This window comes from Paenibacillus sp. FSL W8-0426 (genome assembly GCF_037969725.1).
GTDB lineage: Bacteria > Bacillota > Bacilli > Paenibacillales > Paenibacillaceae > Paenibacillus > Paenibacillus hubeiensis.
The window spans coordinates 1977049-1995872 of sequence record NZ_CP150203.1 but is presented as its reverse complement, the minus strand read 5'-3'; the positions used below and the strand labels follow the sequence as shown (position 1 = coordinate 1995872).

15 protein-coding genes are annotated in these 18824 nt (G+C 52.0%); 2 read left to right on the top strand and 13 right to left on the bottom strand.

The genetic code is table 11. The features are described from left to right. Positions 1-298 precede the first annotated feature (298 nt). Positions 299-1861, top strand: a complete 1563-nt coding sequence (locus MKY59_RS09160) for a histidine kinase N-terminal 7TM domain-containing protein (RefSeq protein WP_339277187.1) — start codon at positions 299-301, stop codon at positions 1859-1861. A 238-nt stretch (positions 1862-2099) separates the two neighbouring features. Here the strand turns inward: MKY59_RS09160 and MKY59_RS09155 are convergent, their stop codons facing one another. From MKY59_RS09155 to MKY59_RS09135, 5 genes are all read right to left on the bottom strand, one after another. Further along, positions 2100-2525, bottom strand: a complete 426-nt coding sequence (locus tag MKY59_RS09155; protein ID WP_236421199.1) for a hypothetical protein — start codon at positions 2523-2525, stop codon at positions 2100-2102. A gap of 132 nt (positions 2526-2657) precedes the next feature. After that, positions 2658-3599, bottom strand: coding sequence for a malate dehydrogenase (gene mdh, locus MKY59_RS09150; RefSeq protein WP_339277185.1), 942 nt, complete (start codon positions 3597-3599; stop codon positions 2658-2660). Between the two features lie 15 nt (positions 3600-3614). Then, positions 3615-4907 (bottom strand): NADP-dependent isocitrate dehydrogenase, encoded by a 1293-nt coding sequence (gene icd / locus MKY59_RS09145; protein ID WP_236421197.1) that lies wholly within the window; start codon positions 4905-4907, stop codon positions 3615-3617. A 156-nt stretch (positions 4908-5063) separates the two neighbouring features. Next, a complete protein-coding gene (gene citZ / locus MKY59_RS09140; RefSeq protein WP_236421196.1) occupies positions 5064-6176 on the bottom strand; it encodes a citrate synthase in 1113 nt (370 codons plus the stop codon). Positions 6177-6903: 727 nt separating this feature from the next. After that, positions 6904-7242, bottom strand: coding sequence for a DUF4064 domain-containing protein (locus MKY59_RS09135; RefSeq protein ID WP_290371507.1), 339 nt, complete (start codon positions 7240-7242; stop codon positions 6904-6906). Between the two features lie 351 nt (positions 7243-7593). Here MKY59_RS09135 and ytvI point away from each other — a divergent pair, with 351 nt between their 5' ends. Continuing rightward, complete coding sequence (gene ytvI / locus MKY59_RS09130) at positions 7594-8712, top strand: sporulation integral membrane protein YtvI (RefSeq protein ID WP_339277183.1); 1119 nt, start codon at positions 7594-7596, stop codon at positions 8710-8712. 84 nt (positions 8713-8796) lie between these two features. On the opposite strand, the gene MKY59_RS09125 is transcribed toward ytvI, so the two are convergent. The 8 genes from MKY59_RS09125 to MKY59_RS09090 all read right to left on the bottom strand — a co-directional run bounded on the left by MKY59_RS09125 (position 8797) and on the right by MKY59_RS09090 (position 18562). Beyond that, the gene (locus MKY59_RS09125; protein WP_236421194.1) at positions 8797-9192 is read right to left on the bottom strand and encodes an FxsA family protein; all 396 of its coding nucleotides are present in this window, start codon (positions 9190-9192) and stop codon (positions 8797-8799) included. Positions 9193-9198: 6 nt separating this feature from the next. Then, entirely contained in the window at positions 9199-9705 is a 507-nt protein-coding gene (locus MKY59_RS09120) for a thioesterase family protein (protein WP_339277182.1), read from the bottom strand. An 88-nt stretch (positions 9706-9793) separates the two neighbouring features. Further along, positions 9794-11221 carry a pyruvate kinase gene (gene pyk / locus MKY59_RS09115; protein ID WP_236421192.1) on the bottom strand — a complete coding sequence of 476 codons (1428 nt, stop codon included), beginning with the start codon at positions 11219-11221 and terminating at the stop codon, positions 9794-9796. Between the two features lie 105 nt (positions 11222-11326). Further along, positions 11327-12358, bottom strand: a complete 1032-nt coding sequence (locus MKY59_RS09110; protein ID WP_339277181.1) for an acetyl-CoA carboxylase carboxyltransferase subunit alpha — start codon at positions 12356-12358, stop codon at positions 11327-11329. Beyond that, a complete protein-coding gene (accD, locus tag MKY59_RS09105; RefSeq protein ID WP_236421190.1) occupies positions 12359-13252 on the bottom strand; it encodes an acetyl-CoA carboxylase, carboxyltransferase subunit beta in 894 nt (297 codons plus the stop codon). A gap of 418 nt (positions 13253-13670) precedes the next feature. Next, entirely contained in the window at positions 13671-13859 is a 189-nt protein-coding gene (locus MKY59_RS09100) for a glutamate decarboxylase (RefSeq protein ID WP_236421189.1), read from the bottom strand. A gap of 252 nt (positions 13860-14111) precedes the next feature. Beyond that, complete coding sequence (locus MKY59_RS09095; RefSeq protein WP_236421228.1) at positions 14112-14603, bottom strand: phosphatidylglycerophosphatase A; 492 nt, start codon at positions 14601-14603, stop codon at positions 14112-14114. 233 nt (positions 14604-14836) lie between these two features. Then, positions 14837-18562, bottom strand: coding sequence for a DNA polymerase III subunit alpha (locus tag MKY59_RS09090; protein WP_339277178.1), 3726 nt, complete (start codon positions 18560-18562; stop codon positions 14837-14839). Between the last annotated feature and the right edge of the window lie 262 nt (positions 18563-18824).

Genomic DNA, 18824 nt, shown 5'->3' with positions numbered 1-18824 from the left:
GCATATTATTCCTTTCCAAGGTCCATTTCACCAATCAAATAGCCTGTCGGCTCATCATTTTATTACCACTCTGCTCATGAATTAAACGACAAATAACAACCTCCCGCGGGGTTTACATCGAAAGCGAGTCGAAATATACACATTTCGATCCAAAAAAGAAAGCTTAAGTCACGATTTGTATTCCACAAGCCGGATGGGCTGATGTACAATGTACATTATGCATGGCTGTATGCATGGCTGTCCAAAGCTTATTCATAAGGCTTCTTAAAACACTGATCGAAGAACAGGGGAAGTGAACATGGAAGAATCGCACATTAATGCTTATATAACCCTGGTAACAACTTCTGCTGTCCTTAACGTGTTTTTGTGCCTGTATACCTATTTTCGCAGAGCGGAGATTCCCAGCGCAAAAACGTTTATTCTCTACACGGCGGCACTATCGGTCTACGCCTTTGGTTACGCCATCGGACTGGCCAGCAATACGCTGGAACAGATGAAATTTTGGACGGTCGTGGAATATATGGGCATGCCTTTCTCGGCCTCCCTCGGCCTGCTGCTCATGATTCAATATACGGGCAGGTTCCTGTCCCGCAAAATGACAACCGCATTGTTCGTAATCCCTTCCGTAACGTTGATTATGGTGGCCACGAACGATGTTCATCATCTGTTTTACAAAAAAGTGTGGCTGCGTGAAAACAGCACCGTGCCCGTCATGGAAATCGCCGCGGGACAATGGTATGTCGTTCACGGCGCCTTCACCTTTTCCTGCCTGCTGTGCGCCTGCCTCATCCTGATTGCCCAATGGAGACACACCAAAGAAACGTATCGCCGGCAGCTGTTTACGCTGATTACTTCCCAATTGATCCCGATGGTCGGGGCTTTTGTGTACTTGCTCGGGCTGACTCCCGGCGGCATGGACCCTGTGCCCGTTCTGATGTGTATTACATCTGCCATGTATATCTGGGCGATCCTGTCATCCCGTCTCCTGACGATCGTGCCGATCGCCAAAGACAGCATCTTCGAAAGCATGCGAGAGGGCGTTATCGTGCTGGATAGCTCCAATCGGCTGGTCGATTACAACAAAGCCTTGCAGCTTATGCTGCCTGAGCTCGACATGGGCATGATCGGTCAGAAAATGGATGACATTTGGATCAACCTGTCTGGGAACCCTTTCCCACTCGGTAATGACAAAGAGGGGCTGCACCAAGACTTGTATTGGCAACTGCACGGTCAAACGGTCTGTTATCAGGTCCGTACGTCTTATGTCCACAATAAGGGCGGTCAGACCGTGGGAAGCCTCATCATGCTCATTGACATCACCGAACAGCGCTTTTTGCAGGAACAGCTAAAGCAGCTTGCCTATTTCGACGGGTTGACCAAAATATACAATCGAACCCAATTTCTGCATCATGCGCGAAAATTGCTCACGAACGCTTTAGCGAATGGGCAGCCCCTATCCTTGATTTTGTTCGATATCGATCATTTTAAACGGATCAACGACACCTACGGACATGAGACAGGCGACAAAGCGATCGTGCACGTCGTTTCAATCTGCAACCGTTACCTCGGACAGGATATGCTGTTTGCGCGTTACGGCGGCGAAGAATTTGTCATTGCCCTCCCCGAGATGACGCTGGCGGAAGGCAAACAACTGGCCGAACAACTGCGCATGGCTTTGCTGGAACACCCTATGGAGTGGGATGGGACAAACATCACCATTACGTCCAGCTTCGGCATCACGTCCTGCCAGAATCCATCGGATTCGCTGGAATCGCTGCTGCGTGATGCCGATCATGCGTTATATCAATCCAAACGGAACGGACGGAACACCGTCTTTGCTTTTACGGCAAACCCTGCCTGAAAGAACGATGAATTCGGAATAAGGGTGGACAACAGCCTGTCGTTATGATCTCCAGGATGCTGAGCACTGTCCGAACAACGCAAAAAAACAAGACAGACTAAAGGCTGTCTTGTTTTTTTGCGTTTCCTTTTGAAATCCACTTTTGAGCAGGACAGCTTGTCCTGGCCCTGACTTACCAGCATGATGCAAACGCTTCAATCTTCGCTCGAATCCTACATTCCTCAAGCCGTAAGACGGCTTAGATCACGCCGGGGTTTACCATCAGATAAACCATGACGAGCAAAAATACGGCCAGCAATGCGCTGAATGTACTGATTTTGCTCTGGTACGAACGGACATCCTGATTGCTCCTCGCGCCTTCTGCCGCGAGTCGCAGCGGTTTGCCCATAATGCCACCGATCGCCGCAATGGCCAGCAGCAAAAGAACAACAATGGTCATCCATAGATGGGAGTACTCCCCTTTGGTCATGAGGTAACCCCCGGTAAGCAGTTGAATGATCAGACCATATTGAGCCACTTTGTTCAGCGAACGGAGCGTTGTGAACGTTCCCTCCTGCGCAGCAGAGCTCAGCGTGCGAATTTTACCAACCACAAACGGCAAGATTAAATAGAACCCCATAGACAGCGCTCCGACAATATGGAGCAAATACATCACCATACCCAAACCCTTCATCCTCCTCAATAAGCAATGTGTGCTATTCATCACATCCCATTATACTGGTGAAGTTATCCAAAGAAAAGAAAACCTCCGGAATCTCCGAAGGTTTCTTGATTGCTGTTTGGGAAATGTTCAAATTTAAAGGTTCACGACTGAAATGACATTGCGAACAGCTTCGGCGGATTTGTCCAAAGCCGCTTTCTCGTCTTCCGTCAACTCCAGTTCAAACACCTTTTCAATGCCGTCGCCGCCCAGGATGGTTGGTACGCCCAAGAACAAATCATTGTAGCCGTACTCGCCTTCCAAGTATGCAATAACCGGAATTATTCGTTTCTTATCCTTCAAAATCGCCTCGGCCATCTGCACGAGAGAGGCTGCCGGGGCGTAATAGGCGCTGCCGTTGCCCAGCAGATTGACGATTTCGCCGCCGCCCACGCGCGTGCGCTGAACGATCGCTTCGATGCGGTCCGCAGGAATCAACGTATCGATCGGAATGCCGCCGACGCTGGAATATCTCACCAGAGGCACCATGTCATCTCCATGTCCGCCAAGGACGAAACCGCGAACGTCTTCTACCGATACATTCAGCTCCTGAGCGATAAATGTGCAGTAACGGGCCGTATCAAGCACGCCGGATTGGCCGATAACCCGGTTTTTCGGGAAACCTAAAGTCTGGTACGCCGCGTAGGTCATCGCATCTACCGGATTGCTCAAAATGATGACAATGGAATCAGGGCAATGCACCTTCACATTTTCACAAACGGACTTTACGATGCCTGCATTCGTGTTGACCAGATCATCGCGGCTCATGCCCGGTTTGCGGGCAATGCCGGCCGTGATGATGACGATATCGGAACCAGCAGCATCCTCATAGCTGGAAGTACCGATGATATTGCTGTCAAACCCTTGAACCGGACTCGCCTCCATCATGTCAAGCGCTTTGCCTTTTGTCGGGTTCTCCAATTGCGGAATATCTACCAGTACGACGTCCCCAAGTTCTTTTTGGGCAAGCATCAGAGCGGTCGTGGCTCCGGTAAACCCGGCGCCGACAACGGTGATTTTTTTGCGCTGGATCGTCAACGTGATCGTCTCCCTTTACAGGTTATTAATGATTTGGTCGGCAAACTCGGAGCATTTCACTTCGGTTGCGCCTTCCATCAAACGTGCAAAGTCATAAGTAACCGTTTTGTTGTTGATGGCAGTTTCCATGCCTTTGTAAATGAGGTCAGCCGCTTCTTGCCAGCCAAGATGCTCAAGCAGCATCACGCCGGACAAAATAACCGAGCCTGGGTTTACCACGTCTTTGTCCGCATATTTCGGTGCAGTACCGTGAGTTGCTTCGAAGATCGCGTGGCCAGTCACATAGTTGATGTTTGCGCCCGGAGCAATACCGATTCCGCCAACTTGCGCAGCCAGTGCATCGGACAGGTAGTCACCGTTCAGGTTCAATGTCGCAATGACGTCAAACTCGGCTGGACGAGTCAGGACTTGCTGCAAAGCGATGTCGGCGATGGCATCTTTGATGATGATTTTGCCTGCATCTTCTGCCGCTTTTTGCGCTGCGTTTGCAGCATCCGTGCCTTGCTCATCCTTGATTTTGTCGTATTGAGCCCAAGTGAACACTTTATCGCCGAATTCCTCTTCAGCTACTTCGTATCCCCAGTTTTTGAAAGCACCTTCGGTGAATTTCATGATGTTGCCTTTGTGTACCAACGTTACGCTCTTGCGGTTGTGGTCGATGGCGTATTGCACTGCCGCACGTACCAAACGTTTGGAGCCTTCGGAAGATACAGGCTTGATGCCGATCCCGGAAGTTTCAGGGAAACGGATTTTGTTGACGCCCATTTCCTGCTGCAGGAACTGGATCACTTTTTTCACTTCTTCGGAACCTTCCGCATACTCGATTCCTGCGTAGATGTCCTCGGTGTTTTCGCGGAAAATGACCATATCTACCAGGTCAGGACGCTTTACCGGGGATGGAACGCCGTTGAAGTAACGTACAGGACGCAGGCAAACATACAGGTCGAGTTCCTGGCGCAGCGCAACGTTCAGGGAACGGATGCCGCCGCCGATCGGTGTTGTCAGAGGTCCTTTGATCGCTACAATGTACTCACGGATTGCTTCAAGTGTATCGTTTGGAAGCCATTCTCCGTATGTATTGAATGCTTTCTCTCCGGCAAATACTTCGTACCATGCAATCTTTTTGCTGCCGCCGTAAGCTTTGTCCACAGCCGCATCCAGAACGCGCTTGGACGCTTTCCAGATGTCACGGCCCGTGCCGTCGCCTTCGATGAATGGAATAATCGGGTTATTAGGCACTTGCAATGCGCCGTTATCAATCTGAATTTTTTCTCCTTCAGTTGGATGAGCAAATTTTTCTAATTTCATGGTCACTAATTCCTCCCTAAGTGTAATAATATCCCCGGCATATACATGCCGTGCTTGTACTTATGTTGAAGGAGGGGAGCCCATGCATGGCTCTTCAACCCGGTATGAGCAGCCCCTTCGCCTCATCGTTGTTTATTATACTGGTTTTTCCATCAATTAGCGAAACCCAATCGCAACGTACTTCTGCTCAGCAGGTCCCGTATACTCCGCGCGTGGACGAATGATCCGGTTATCGGAAAGCTGCTCCAGGATGTGAGCTGTCCAGCCCGATACGCGGCTAATGGCAAAAATCGGCGTGAACAATTCGTGATCGATGCCCAGTTGTGTGTACACCGATGCGGAATAGAAATCCACGTTTGGTTTCAGTCCCTTTTGGCCCGTAACCATCTCTTCGATTTTGACGGACATTTCGTAAAGACGAGTATCGTTGTTCATCTCCCCGAGCTCTCTGGACATCTTTTGCAGATGTTTGGCCCGTGGATCGCCGTTTTTGTAAACGCGGTGTCCGAAACCCATGATCTTCTCGCGGTTGTTGAGCTTCTCCTGAATGAAGGATTCCAAACGATCCGGCGTACCGATTTCGTTCAGCATCTTCATCACCGCTTCGTTCGCGCCGCCGTGCAACGGACCTTTCAGCGCTCCGATGGCAGAAGTAACGCCGGAGTAAATATCAGACAAGGTCGCTACCGTTACGCGGGCAGCAAATGTCGACGCGTTCAACTCGTGATCGGCATGAAGGACGAGTGCCTGGTCGAACGCTTTAACAGCCGTTTCGGACGGCTCCTCGCCTGTCAGCATATACAAGAAGTTTTCTGCAATGGAAGCGCCTTCTTTTGGAGACACGGGGTCTTTGCCTTGACGTATACGGGCTATCGCTGCAACGATGGTAGGCAATTGCGCTTGCAGTTTGACTGCCTTGTTCTCATTGGCCTCGGCCGTCATTTCGTCTGCCTGACTGTCATAAAGGCCCAATGCCGAGATCGCGGAACGAAGTGCCGCCATCGTGTTCATGCTTTTTGGATACAGCCGAATTTGCGCAATCAATTCGTCGGGGATCGCCGCATACTCGCTCAGGCTGTTCTTCAGGGTTTCCAGTTCATTAGCGTTTGGAAGTTTGCCGAACCACAACAGGTAGGCCACTTCTTCGAAGCTTGCATGCTCAGCCAAATCGTCAATATTGTAACCGCGATACGTGAGCACGCCGTCCACAATGGAACTGATCGAAGAGGTCGCCGCAACGATGCCTTCCAAGCCTTTGGTAGCTGTCATATTACATCTCTCCTTTTAATAAGCGAAATAAGAAAAACAACTATCGTCGTACTTGCAGAGAAGCCAGACCGGGTCTGGCAGGAGTGGTTCTCGCGCATGAGGTCGTTCTGCTCAGATCAGACATCTCCGATCCATGGGTTCACAGGCAACGGCCAAGCATCAACAAACTTTTGAAAACATTTACATTAAATAAGTTGGTAAAATTTCCAAATTACGCAATTCTTATCTGTCAATCGTCATTTCCTTATAACATCATACTGGATTTTGTCGTTTATGTGAACATCGTCAAGTGTCATTAGGGCATTAAACTTCTTTATCACACTGATAATCATTTGGCTGTTGCAATCGGTTTCAATATGTGTCTTATCGTTTCTTTTCATTGATGCAACAGGTTCTTCCAGTATTTGTTGTGCCATTGTATTTCTATATGTTTTGGCCTGTTTTAGCCGGATTGTAAGTGGTTTTCTAGATGAAAAACACTAGAATTTGCGGGTTCTTGTCTCCTGCTTTTTTTGTGCGCAATCACTGATTTTATTATAAAAAATTCCGAATTATATAACATAAATCCTTGATATTAACTGCTGCTGCCAAATCCATTTGGATGGCTCCCATTTGAACGCTAACCAACAAACCAATAAAACCCATGGAAATTGGAGCATAACAAAAAGCCTCTGTCCGTGTTGGCAGAGACTTTTTGCTCAGTGCATATAACTAATTTTTGTTAGCTTCAATTCGGGCGCGCTTCCTGTACGACCTTCTTCTTACTAAGGATCCCCATGAACCCTGCTACAATAAAGAGTACTCCTGATAATATGTAGAACATAGAAATACTGATAAACCCGGCAACCCCACTAACAAGCATCAACCAGCCAGCCAGCTTTGGTTTGCTTTTGGTGAACGCTGCCCCTACAATTCCTAAAATGCTGAACAGAAGTGCTGAAATTGCAAGCCCTGTCACGCTGGATGTTCCGCTTTCGGAAAATGCCGCATCGATTCCTCCGATCATCAAAGCGACAATCGATGCAATAATACCGAATATACCGGCAATCAAGCCCATTGCGAACAATGTTTTCTCCTCCTACTATATAGTAATTAAGACTTAAGTATAATATCACAACTTTGCTTTAGAATGTATCTTTTTTCTAAAATTATATAAAAAAATACCTAGGTCTACTAGACTATAGCCATCGCACAATTACACAACATGAAGGATTTACATTGATTATATTTAATTGTACGTATACAAATCTGAGAATTCTTCCGTTTCCCATTGCTATGTTTCTTCCTGATCTGGCATACTCTAGGAAGCAGGAAAAGAATGGAGCTGATCGATCGGTAACCTCGTATTCCGTTTTCTCTTGCCTCCCATGCAGTCTACGAAAGCCTGATGCTTGCCCATTCGGAAGGAGACGTGATTGTGGACAAAATTGTAGCGAAACGACTGCTCCGCGGCCTGTGGGTCATTATTGCGACCCTCCTGGCTGCCGTGTCCGTCTATCTGCTGTTCCCGCTTTTGTACCCTTTCCTTATTGCCTGGCTCATCGCTTATGCCATGAACCCGCTTGTATCGGTGCTTCAGAGGAAAGTCCGTTTTCCCCGCTGGCTGGCCGCGACTTTTTCGCTCATTCTTTACTTCGGAGCCGTAATGGTCATCTTATCTGCCGCGGTCACCCGCATTGTGCGGGAGGTTATCTCGCTGACGGCAAGCTTTGACTTGCATATCGACGAACTCAGGGATGCATTGGTTCGCTGGACCCAAAGCGATACGATCCAGAACCTCATCGAGCAAATAAGCAGCTTTTACAGAGATAACCCCAACTATCGGGAAACCATCAACAACAATATCAGCAAAACGACGGAAACGGTCGGAACAGCCGTCACGGATCTCGTCACCGGTTTTTTCAACGGCATCGTAAACTTCCTGACCTCCTTGCCGAGTATGGGCGCAGTTTTCATTGTCATTTTGCTGGCCGCCTTCTTCATCAGCAAGAACTGGGCCAGACATGGCGATACCGTTTCACGCTGGGTTCCTGCGGCCATTCGCAGACCGATCGTTGACATCTGGAATGATTTGAGAAAGGCTTTGTTCGGTTACGTCCGTGCCCAGCTCATCATGATTTCCATTACGGCTCTGTTCGTGATGATCGGTTTGCTCGTCCTTCAGGTCAAATCCGCCTTTACCATTGCATTGATGATTGGACTTGTCGATCTGCTGCCTTACCTCGGCGTTGGTCTGGTCATGGTTCCGTGGGCGGCATATCTGCTTATGAACGGCGATCCCTATCTGGGCATCGGCATCGCCGTGATCTATTTGATCGTACTCGTCGCCAGACAGATGATCGAACCGAAAGTGTTGGCCAGCAGCGTGGGATTGGACCCGCTCGCTACCCTTGTCGGCATGTTTGTCGGACTCAAGCTGTTCGGCGTGCTTGGGCTGATCATCGGCCCGGTCAGTCTGGTCATTCTTGATGCCTTCAACCGGGCCAACGTATTTCGTGATTTACGCAACTACGTTGTCAACGGGAAGGTTCGTTGAACGCAAAAGAGGCATCGCTTGCAGCGTATGCTGCAGCACGAAGCCTCTTTTCAATGAATACGCCAGTTCCGGACAACCTTCATGTCACCGTCGGCGGTAAAATGTGATGCTGCCGTTTTTCATTTTTTTCTCAAGCCACCCCAGGAAGAACAAGCGGTATACGGCGCGTGTTATCGGAAAGACAAGCGTGAACCCGATCAGATCCGTAACAAAACCGGGAATCAGCAAAAGAAAACCGCCAACGAACACCAACAGCCCATCCACCATTTTTCGGCCGGGCACCTGTCCGCGCTCCATTTCTGCTCTTGCGTCATAGAGCACTTTCCGTCCCTCAAATTGCAGCATGGCTATACCGATCAAGGACGTGAGAAGCATGAGCAGCAGCGTCTTTCCAGCCCCGATCCAGTCGCTCATAACAATAAAACCAAACAGTTCGATGACCGGAACAATCAATAATATGCCCCACATCCATCTTCGCATTGCGAATTACCCCTTTCCTGAAAGCCACACTTTCTCAAGCGCGCTGTAAAGCTCAGAGGCTGCCTTATCCAGCCTGACCGGCTTCCAGTCCCGGTTTACCCATACGTGCTGGGTAGCACCGGTAACCAAACGTTCTCCGGGAAGCGATTCCTCGGATGACCATACCCGCAGCTCGCCGTCAGCCTGACCGGAAGAGTCTGAAGTCATGCGTCTCACGTCATACTCGTAATTCAGGCGCAAGCCGCTAAACGCAGCAATTCGGGTAAAAATCATGATTTCATCATCATACCGGGCCGGCTTGTGATATTTTACATCCAATCCGGTGACGGGAAGCAGAAACCCCTGCTCCTCTATTTTACGATATGAATACCCCATTTGGCGAATCGTCTCGGTCCTGCCGATCTCAAACCAGTTCACGTAGTTCATATGGTACACGACCCCCATCTGGTCGCTCTCCTGATACCGAACGCGGAGCTTTGTCATGTACCAATTGCCATTGCCCGAATGCTGCATTGTCCCTGCCTCCTTTGATTCGAAATAAAAAGCAATGGGGCGCAAAACGCCCCATTGCTTCATGCTGCTTCGATGTTCTTACGAACCATTAAGCGTTGTTTGGAATTTGGCTAACTTTGATCAGGTTGGTGGAACCGGAGCGGCCCAGAGGTACACCCGCAGTGATGACAACCAGATCTCCTTCTTTGACAATGCCGGATTTCAGACCGCCTTCGATTGCGTTCTCGAACAAGGAATCCGTCGAATCGCAACGTCTGCCTTTCACCGGCGTAACGCCCCAAGCAAGCGCCAGGCGGCGGGAAGTTCTGTCTTCCGTTGTTACCGCGATGATCGGAGCTTCCGGACGGTATTTGGATACCATGCGAGCCGTATGGCCGGATTCCGTGGAAGTGATGATCGCTTTGGCGTTCAGGTCTTGAGCGGACAGCGCAACCGATTGGCTGATCGCTTCCGTAACCGTCGTTTGTTGAGCCACGCGTTGTTTCAGGTACAGCTCCTGGTAAGGAAGCGCAGATTCCGCTTTTTCGGCGATGCGGGACATCGTCAGAACGGATTCTACCGGATATTTACCGGCAGCCGTTTCGCCCGAAAGCATGATGGCATCCGTGCCGTCGAAAATCGCGTTCGCTACGTCGGAAGCTTCCGCACGAGTAGGACGCGGGTTGCGCTGCATGGAATCCAGCATTTGTGTTGCCGTAATAACCGGTTTGCCAGCAACGTTACATTTTTCGATCATGCGTTTTTGTACCAATGGCACTTCTTCCGCAGGAATTTCAACACCCAGGTCTCCACGGGCAACCATCAGGCCGTCGGACACTTCAAGGATTTCGTCCAGGTTGTCGACACCTTGTTGGTTCTCGATTTTGGAGATGATTTGAATATGGCCTGCATTGTGTTTTTCCAACAATTCGCGGATTTCCAGCACGTCGCTTGCTTTACGCACGAAAGAAGCCGCGATGAAATCGACGCCTTGTTCGATACCGAATACGATATCGTTCGCATCTTTTTCCGTAATACCCGGCAGAGAAATGGCAACGCCTGGAACGTTAACACCTTTTTTGCTTTTGATCGTACCGCCGTTAACGATGCGGCATTTGATCTCGGTGCCTTGTACTTCCACAACGGTAAGTCCGATCAGACCGTCGTCGATCAGAATGGTAGATCCCGGCGCTACATCTTTCGGGAGATCTGCATACGTAATGGAAATACGATCTTTGTTGCCCAGAATTTCTTCTGTTGTCAACGTGATGTACTCGTCCTGAACCAAATCGATCGATTCAACTTCGAGTTTACCTGTCCGAATTTCCGGTCCTTTGGTGTCCAGCAGAATAGCTACTGTTTTGTTCAATTCTTCGCTTGCTTGGCGAATGTTTTTGATCCGTCCGCCGTGCTCATCGAAATCACCGTGGGAGAAGTTCAGACGGGCTACATTCATGCCGGCCGTAATCAATTTCTTCGTGTTCTCCAGCGATTCGCTGGATGGTCCGATGGTACAAACGATTTTCGTTTTGCGCATTTTGGGTTTCCTCCGATTTTAAAGGTCTCTCTTTATCTGTTTTTTTCTTTTTCCAACTATTAAATTTACTACATTTTTGAGCATTTGTATAGGAATTTCGTCACATCATTCCGCATTTCCCGACAAATTTCTCACCGGTTCAGCTTCCACGGGCGGTTCGGAGGCCTCCGCTTCCGCTGGCTTTTCGAATGAAATGGATCCGATTTTGCGGAATTTTTCATAACGATCCTGTCTAAGCTGCTCCCCGCTCCAGCTGCCGATTTCGCCCAAATGACGAACAATGGCTTCGCGAATAACCTCCGCGGTTTCTTCGTAATTGCGATGAGCTCCTCCGCGCGGCTCGGGAACGATCTCCTCAATCACCTGCATGTCGAGCAGGTCGCTCGCGGTAATTTTCATCGCCTCTGCCGCCTGATCTGCCTTGGAAGCGTCCTTCCACAGAATCGACGCAGCGCCGTTCGGAGAAATGGCCGAATAGATGGCATGCTCAAGCATCAGCACGCGGTTGCCCACGGCAAAAGCCAGCGCACCGCCGCTGCCGCCTTCGCCAATTACCACAACGATGACGGGCACGGACAACTTGGCCATTTCCAGCAGGTTGCGGGCAATGGCTTCGGATTGGCCTCTCTCTTCTGCAGTATTACCCGGATACGCCCCTTTAGTATCAATAAACGTAATAATTGGGCGGCCGAATTTGTCCGCCTGTTTCATCAGGCGCAGCCCTTTCCGGAATCCCTCCGGATGCGCGCTCCCGAAAAAACGGGCGATGTTGTCTTTCGTATCTTTCCCCCGCTGTTGCCCGATCACGGTCACCGTTTGTCCGTTCAATCTGGCAAGGCCCCCTACGACGGCCAAATCGTCGCCGAACATGCGGTCCCCATGCAATTCTATGAAATCGGTGAAAACAAGCTGAATCAGGTCAAGTGCGGTCGGACGCTGCTGATGCCGCGCCAAATGCATTTTTTGTGCAGCCGTAATTCCGGAATAAATTTCCTCTTCCAAACGTTGATATCGCTCTTCCAGCCTGGCAATTTCCTCCGTAAAATCAATGCCTTTCTCCTGGCCGAACTGGATCAGTTCTTCAATCTTTTTGCGCATCTCAACCAGAGGCGCTTCATATGGCAACTCACCCGCCATTCAGACCCCTCCCTTTTCACTGTGCATATCCAGCAGTTTACCCAGCGTGGACCGCAATTCCTTGCGATGAACGACCAGGTCCAGCTGTCCATGCTGCTGATTGAACTCCGCAGTCTGAAAATCGTCCGGCAGCTTCTGGCGGATCGTCTGCTCGATGACGATTCGGCCCGCAAAACCAAAGACGGCTCCCGGTTCTGCGATAATGATGTCGCCCAGGCTCGCAAAGCTTGCGGATACACCACCCGTCGTCGGGTCCGTAATGACCGATATATATAATCCGCCCTGTTCGTCAAGGCGTGACAGCGCCGCGCTTGTTTTCGCCATCTGCATCAAGCTGAGAATGCTTTCTTGCATCCGGGCACCGCCGGACGTGGAGAAAATGATCAACGGCAGACGTTTTTCCGTCGCTTTCTCGATCGCACGCGTAATTTTTTCACCCACTACCGAGCCCATGCTGCCTGTAAAAAAATCAAAGCTCATGACGGCAACGACGACAGGCAGTCCTTCGATGGTGCCTTCGCCGGTGATCACCGCTTCCTTCAGCCCGGACTTCAACCGCTGCTGCTCCAGTTTGGTGCTGTATCCCGGAAAGCCGAGCGGGTCTACCGATACCATGTCGGCATCGTATTCCACGAACCCCGTCTCATCGAGCACCATGGCAATGCGCTCCATCGCGTTCAAGCGCATATGGTAGCCGCATGCAGGGCAAACTTTCAAATTTTTCTCCAGTTCCTTGCTATATTGAATCGTGCCGCATTTGCTGCACTTGTTCATAAGCCCTTCGGGTATTTCACGTTTTGGGCGTTCCTCAGTTTCCTGGCCTTCGCCACGAACTGCACGCTCGGAAGGTATGGTAGCGTACTTCCGTTTCTTCTGGAATATATCTTTGAACACAACTACACCTCTCCAGCTGTTGATTTGATATCCGCAGCACACTCAGCCCATCACATTAATGCCTCAATAGTCTGAACGACTGCGGTAAACCGCTTACGAGCAGCACGGTGCCGCGGGGCTTGTCTCATCCGTCCACAACAAAACAATCCGCCGGCACGGGCAGCCACCAGCGGTCAGCATCATTACCGCCCTATGCTGCCGCAATCACCGAAAGATTGCCTGAGCGAATGCTTGAATCTGTGCTGGCGCAAGGGCACGGCATCATCGGTCCGATCTTGTCCTAACAAAAAAAGAAGGAAGGACAGCAGCATAACGATACGTGCAAGTCGATTCCTCTCTCTCCCTGTGCGGTCAATCCCTTATGTACCGGTTCATCGGTACTCCTTCATGCGCCAAGGCACGTCTTCTATTGAACGAATCAGGAATGCAGAATCGAGTTCAGCACTTCCTGAATCTCTTCCAACTCCCCAGAAGGGACGCGAATCTCGTATTGTTGCTTGGATACACTGATGGGACGGGTCTGTACCAGAAAACCTTCTTCCGAAAGCTTGGTTTTGATCTTGTCCGCAACCTTTGCTGTCGGTGCAATGTAAATCACCGTCCACATTCCTCGTCCGCCCCCTAAGCTAATGTTCAGAGCCCGTATATTGGACTAATGATAACATACCTCACTTTTTTTCTGCAAGGAAGGGTTCGGGACTGTACGGAAGAAATCTGCAATTTGAAGGACATTCGTCCTGTATTGCAACACGGTCCGACCGGCTCATCTATCCTGAATTTTCCTGATGGGGAGCAGCCTTACCCGGCAGGGCAGCGCATGCCGCCCATGGCTGTTTTCAGAAATGCGGCAGATCCATGTTCATTCTCCAGCAGGATATTTTTTGGCCTTGACGTTGTTGTGGGCGATTCTTGCAGAGGCGGCCGCGGCCAGACCAGCGACAAGGTCGTCAAGAAAGACGTGGATGCCTGTACCATGCTCATTCAGATCCCGGATCACCCCGATTTTTTCTTTATCCAAATAACCAAAGCTGGTTAAACCAATCATGCCGAACACATGGGTAATGCCCAGGGCCAGAGTCTCGTCCACCCCGTACAGGGATTCGTCGGCTTCCATAATGGCCTGAAGCGGCTGGGGCAGCAAGCGTTTCTCCGCAAGCTCATCCAGCGCAATTCCCGTATACAGGGTATACTGCACTTCACGTTTATGCAGCACGGCCTTTACGCTGTTGACGCAATCGTCCATGGTCAGATCAGGATGATACCCGATTTGCAGCTGGTAAACAATTTTCGCAATGGAATCAAGCCCGACGCCCCGTCTGGACAGCATCGCTTCGACAATTTCATATGACATCATTTGGCCTCCCGTCTCGCTCCTCAAGGACCGTCAGGTTCTTTGGTGTTCTCAAGTGTATGCGGCAAGCCGGTGAAATGTTCATAAAAAATGCGACGAATGGCGCCCAGCGCTTTGTTTCTCCATACGGATTCGGTCCTCTGCGTCACCCCGGATGATGACAAGGATCAAAAAACCTGTCCGGTTTCCGGACAGGCTTGACATGATGCCTTGAGGCCCGCGTTGGCCTCGGATCATTTGATTCGGACCGTGTCCTTGCCCAGCATGTTCTCCATCTCGGCGAACAATTCCGGCGAAGGTTTGATGCGGTAAGCATCGCTGAGTGCCAGCAGCTTCTGCTGCCGCTCATAGAAGAGCACCGTGGCCACGGGTCCCTGATGCCGCTGCAGCAGCTGCTTCAGACGCTCCAGCAACTCGGGCTGTTCCGATTGCGGCGTGATCTTCACGAACACCCGCTGCTCCGCTGCCGGGGCGCGCCGCTCCTGCACGGCTCCGCCATCGGCCTGGCCAGCCGCCGCTCGGGCAGCTGCCGATCCTCCGCCGCCGCTGCCTGAGCTGGCTCCGCCGCACGGCCCTGCAGCGCCATCGCCTGCCCCGCTCCGCTGCTGAGCGGCTCCCGCGCCAACCGGCTGCCGTGCCCCGGCTGCCGGGCGCGAGGCGCTGCCGCTGCCGGACCGGCCGCGCCGTTCGCGGCTGCGCAGCTGCTGCTCCAGTGCCGCCGGACCGAGCGGCGCCACTTCCTCGGCCAGCAGCTTGAACCCCTCGTCCTGGTGCTGTACGCGCGCACGCACGACGAGCAGTTCGCCTTTCCCGACATACTGCTGGCTCCGCCGCCATACTTCGGGAAAGAGAACCACTTCGCAGCGTTCGATCTGGTCTTCCAGCTCCATGAACGCCATCGCCTTGCCCTGTTTCGTCGTGATCGACTTCACGGACACCACCATCCCGGCCGCGACGGCCATCGCATCGTCCGCCGCTTCCGTCAGTTCCATGATCCGGTCGGCCCCGCTGGATTCCAGCAGCGCCTCGTAATCGTCCAGCGGATGGCCGGACAGGTACAGTCCGAGCAGCTCCCGTTCAAGCTCCAATTGCTGAGTAGCGGAATATGGCGGAATTTCCGGATAATCGATTTCCCAGTTGGGCGTTTCCACGAAATCGAACAGTTGGATCTGCAAATCCTCACGTTCCTTCCGCCATTTCAACGCTGCCTCTACCGTTTCGTCCAGCATGGCCAGCAGCTGGGCCCGATGACCAGGCAGCGTGTCGAAAGCCCCTGCTTGAACCAGCGACTCGATCACCCGTTTGTTGCATACCCGCAAGTCCACGCGGCGACAAAAATCGAGCAGGCTGTCGAACGGACGCTCCTTCCGCACATGCATGATGCTTTCCATCGCCTGCGTGCCTACGTTTTTGACCGCAGCAAGACCGAAACGAATGGAGCCCCGTTTGCTGTGCGCCTGCATGCCTTCACTGGCAATGCGGTTATCCCCGCCTTCTGTGAAGTCGAACACCGGCGTAAAAAGAATGCCGCTCTGGTTGACGTCAGGCGGAAGCACCTCGATGCCCATTCGCCGGCATTCCACGACATATTCCGCGACTTTGCGGTGGCTGCCCATGACGGCCGTCAGCATGGATGCCATGAAATGTACCGGATAATGCGCCTTGAGGTAGGCGGTCTGAAACGCCAGCACGCCATACGCCGCCGCATGCGCGCGCGGAAAGCCGTAGTTCGCGAAGCGTACGATCATGTCGTAGACATGATCGGCTTCCGTTTCGCCGTACCCTTGCTTCAAGCTTCCCTGCACGAAGTGGCCGCGCTCTTCATCCAGCACTTCCCTCTTTTTCTTGGATACTGCCCTGCGCAGCAAATCCGCTTCTCCAAGCGAGAAACCCGCCATGCGGGACGCAATCTGCATAATCTGTTCCTGGTACACGATGATGCCGTACGTATCCTTCAGGATCGGCTCCAGGTCCTTGTGCGGATACTCCACCTCAATCTCTCCATGCTTGCCCTGAATATATTTCGGAATGAACTCCATCGGACCCGGACGATACAAGGCGAGCACCGAAATGATATCCTCGAACACGCTGGGCCTTAGTTCCTTCAGCACCCGGCGGATGCCCGCGGACTCCAGCTGAAATATGCCCATCGTATCGCCCCGGCCGAGCATTTCGTAGGTCGCCGCGTCGTTATCCGGGATATGGCGGAAATCGGGAACCTCGCCCGTCTCGCCGATCCACCGCAAACACCGTTCGATGATCGACAGGGTGCGCAGACCGAGAAAGTCCATTTTGAGCAATCCGATCGCTTCCAGGTTTTCCATGGAATACTGGGTTAGCGCCGTCCCTTCGCTGCCTTCCTGGAGCGGCACTGCATCCGTCAGCGGATCGCGGGAAATGACGACCCCCGCCGCATGCGTCGATGCGTGTCTTGGCTTGCCCTCCACTCTCACGGCCATGTCCAGCAATTCGCGCGTCCTTGGTTTGGTTTCGTACAAACCCTTCAGCTCCGGAGACGCCTCCATCGCCCGCTCGATGCTGATGCCGAGTTGGGCAGGGATGAGCTTCGCCGCTTTGTCGACCTCGCCGTACGGCACGTTCAGGGCGCGGCCGACGTCCCGCACGGCCGCACGGGCCGCCATCGTCCCGAAGGTAATGATCTGGGCGACGTGTCCCTTGCCGTACTTTTGGGCCACGTATTCGATCACTTCGTCCCGGCGTTCGTCGCTGAAATCGATATCGATATCAGGCATGGAAATGCGCTCGGGATTCAGGAAACGTTCAAAGAGCAAGTTGTATTTCATCGGATCAACGTCCGTAATGCGCAGCGTATAGGCAACAAGGCTGCCTGCCGAGGAACCCCGGCCCGGGCCCGTCACGATCCCCTCGCGATGGGCGTACGCAATGAAGTCCCATACGATCAGAAAATAATCCGAGAATCCCATGCTGTCGATGACCTGCAGCTCGTAGTCAAGCCGCTGCTCCAGTTCGGATTTCAGCTCCGGATCGGTCCAGCGCGGCGTTTCCGCGTATCTGGAGTGCATGCCTTCCACGCACAGCTGACGCAAATATTCCGAAGGTGTCATGCCATCGGGAAGCGGACGGTACTCCGGCAAAATCGATTTGCCGAATTCCAGTTCCAATTCGCACGCTTCCGCGATGCGGACCGTGTTTTCCAAAGCCTGCGGCACATGCGGGAACAGGCGGGCCATCTCCTGTCCGCTTTTGAGGTACAATTGGTTGGTGCCGATGCGCAAGCGGGTGTCGTCGTCCACCGTTTTGCCCGTGCCGATGCAAATCAGCACGTCCTGAAGCTCGGCATCTTCCTCGTTCAAGTAATGAACGTCATTGGTCGCGGCAAGCGGGATGCCGAGTTCTTCCGCCAGTCGGATCAACTGAGGGTTTACCCGTTTCTGCTCGGGCAGGCCATGATCCTGCAGTTCCAGATAGAAGTCGGAGCCAAAGATCGCTTTGTAACGCAGCGCCGCGCGCCGCGCTTCTTCCTCGCGCCCGTGAAGCAAATGCTGCGGCACTTCCCCGCCCAGGCACGCGCTCATGCATATGATCCCCTCATGGTACTCGGCCAAACTCTCCATATCGATGCGGGGTTTATAATGAAATCCTTCCAGATGACCGATGGAGCACAATTTCATCAGATTGCGGTAACCGGTCATGTTTTTGGCCAGCAAAATCAGGTGATGGATCGGCTGGTCTTTCCGGCTTCCCCTTTCCTTCCGGGAACCTGCCGTCATATAAGCTTCGCATCCGATAATCGGCTTGATGCCGCGCTGAACGCAAGCTTTATAGAAAGGTATGGCGCCATACATGACGCCGTGATCGGTTAGCGCCAATGCGGTCATTCCAAGATCTGCGGCCTTGTTCACGAGATCCGGAATACGCGCAGCGCCGTCCAGCAAACTGTATTCGCTGTGAACGTGCAAATGCACAAAAGAACTCATGGCTTGTCTTCCTTTCGCCGCGGATTGCTATTCCACATTCCTTCGTCTCTATCGTTAAATTTATTTGCTCGGCTTTCCGCTCTCGGGACGGCGATTTCCCGCTCCATCGAGCTTCTGTCCTCCCCAAATTCCCGTCTATTCATCATCGCTATATTCATGATATCAGGACATACAAACACTTGTTTCCATCATAATTCATCGGCGCAGCAGAGTCAAAGCGGAAAAGCGTTTCCGTTCGTCCCGACGACTATGAAAATGAAGG